Raw genomic sequence first — 2328 nt, 5'->3', positions numbered from 1 at the left:
GTCATTGCGAGGAACGAAGCAATCTCATTCCAATTCTATGGAGCGAATCGTTTGCGCTGTCATTGCGAGGAACGAAGCAATCTCATTCCATATTCCCGCCATCCTTCCATCCCGTCCCAAAAGACGGGATTCCCTCCTGTCTGGGCTATATTAGCTACTTTGAGCATTCTTGGTGTCGTACGTCGAGCTTCAAAAAAAGTACAGCAGAACAGCCATTTACTTACGCTCAAATACAGTCAAAAAAATTACGGTCACAGTTTTTGCAAAAAAATGCAAAAAACACGTACTGGAAAAGGACTTGTGCCAGTAATTTTTTTTAGCTATGTTACATAATGTAAAAATTATGATTCATACAGAAAATCCTGCATTCCATCGAATAACAGACGAATCATAATACACACCACTTCTTACGCATATTCAAAAGGGTTTTTAGAATCCTTTAGTATAGATGTTAAATTCAGTTACAGTGCGGGCGCTAAAATTCTGGAGAAATTTTTCATTTACAAATTGAAATAAGTTTTGATTCTGATTGCTGACAAATCTATTTTATGAATTGGAATATGCAAAATAAACGGTAGTTCAATTCCGAAATTGATTATATAAATACCGAATTGAATAGTGCTTACAATATTAAAAACTGCTATAATAATGCAGATTATATATTTTTGAAGCATTAAGAAAGAGCATATAAATAGTTTCAATATTTAGATCCTATAAAAATAATTTTATCATTACAAACCTTTAGACCTGAATTGTTTAATTGCTTGTCCTCTCAAAACTATAGATTGTGGATTACATACTACACAAATCAGTAACTTTTATACTTAAAACTCTACTTATAAATTCTTTATCAAAAGCATTAAGTATTTGTTGGAAATTATTCTCATATAATACCCCCAAATCGCATTTGACTATTTGGGGATATTATTTAAAATCTGATCGGATTCTGTACCGGTATTTAGTAAAGTTGAGCAACATTATTGTTTCACAAACTTCACCGCTGATACTTTCCCAAAACTATCCGTTATGTTCAACAAATAAACACCACTTGTTAAGTTACTACAATCAATGCTATTCCCTACTACTAGAGTTCCTTCAGTGATTTTTACTCCTAAAATAGAATAGATTTGATAGGTTTGTGTTTCTTGTGTAGCAATAAACAAACGATTTTGTACTGGGTTAGGATATACCTTGAATACATTTTGCTCAAAAGTTGGTGTAGCTAACGTATTGACGCAAATGTTAGGGGTGAGTTGTGGTGAAGTGTAATAAGTAGTGCTATAATCCGTTCCGTTTCCAAATTCTCCATAGTAATTGGTACCCCAATAATAAACTGATCCATCGGTTTTAGTAGCCATTGTAGTAATAAAATTGCGTGCTTGTACCGTATCCCAATTGGTATCCGTTCCTATCTGTACAGGTAAATAATGAGTTGTATTTGTTCCATCGGCTAATTCACCATTAGTATTATAGCCCCATGCCCACAGCGTACCGTTTTCTTTAACTCCAAAAGAAGCAGAACCACCTGCTGAAAAATTTTTCCATAATTCAGTTCCAATTTGAGTTGGAGTAATGCCAGGATTAACATTCTCACCAACACCTCTAGCCGGACCAGAACCCCAAGACCATAATGTTCCATCAGCTTTTTGTACTAATATATGCGAACCTCCAACACTCATCCTAGCCCAAGTATTCACATTTGTGATTTGTGTAGGTGTTGAAAGAGAATATACACTAGATGCAGCAACTAATAGAGACCCCTGATTTGCTCCCCAGCCCCACAGTGTGCCATCCGCTTTCAAAGCAAAAGCTGTTTCACCTGTACTTGTAGCTATATCAACCCAATCCGTTGCGGTGCCTACTTGTATGGGAACAAGTTGTGATTCTGACGAGGGAGGGTTTCCAGTTTGATTGTAGTTGTCTTGACCCCAAGCCCACAGAGTACCATCAGATTTTAAGGCTAATGTAAAAAGTTGTGAGGCTGATACTTTCAACCAATTGTTGAACTAAACCTTCGGTAGCGCGTTACCTGAAAATGTTAGTCCTTTGTAAAACTAATTAAAAATTAATTACAATGACAAAAAAAAGCAGATGAGTTAGTTGGATCCAACACAATTCTGAGTCGAGCCGTTGCTCAAGTTCCTGAATTTGCAGAGTTACTTCACCGATTTGAACGAGCGATGTCCATTTTAGGCAGGAGCGACAGTACCTATAGAAATTATGCCCAACATGTTGCAGCAATAGCATTGCACTTTGGTAAAATCCCAACCGAATTGGATGTAGAGCAAGTCCAAGAATACTTGTATACGCTCCAAAAACGTTCCAAAA

3 protein-coding genes are annotated in these 2328 nt (G+C 36.5%); 2 read left to right on the top strand and 1 reads right to left on the bottom strand.

Annotated features, from left to right (window positions below; translation table 11 throughout):
• On the top strand, positions 1–333 hold a 333-nt coding region (locus H602_RS20270; protein WP_211224103.1), incomplete at its 5' end, for a hypothetical protein.
• Between the two features lie 644 nt (positions 334–977).
• Here the strand turns inward: H602_RS20270 and H602_RS0117625 are convergent.
• The gene (locus tag H602_RS0117625; protein WP_026979207.1) at positions 978–1994 is read right to left on the bottom strand and encodes a T9SS type A sorting domain-containing protein; all 1017 of its coding nucleotides are present in this window, start codon (positions 1992–1994) and stop codon (positions 978–980) included.
• Positions 1995–2114: 120 nt separating this feature from the next.
• Here H602_RS0117625 and H602_RS20040 point away from each other — a divergent pair.
• A partial coding sequence (locus H602_RS20040) for a phage integrase N-terminal SAM-like domain-containing protein (protein ID WP_342663512.1) occupies positions 2115–2328 on the top strand: 214 nt, incomplete at its 3' end.

The organism is Flavobacterium tegetincola DSM 22377 (assembly GCF_000425485.1).
In the GTDB taxonomy this organism is placed as follows: Bacteria; Bacteroidota; Bacteroidia; order Flavobacteriales; family Flavobacteriaceae; genus Flavobacterium; species Flavobacterium tegetincola.
Note: the sequence above shows the minus strand (reverse complement) of the source record. Positions and strands in the feature narration are given on the sequence as shown.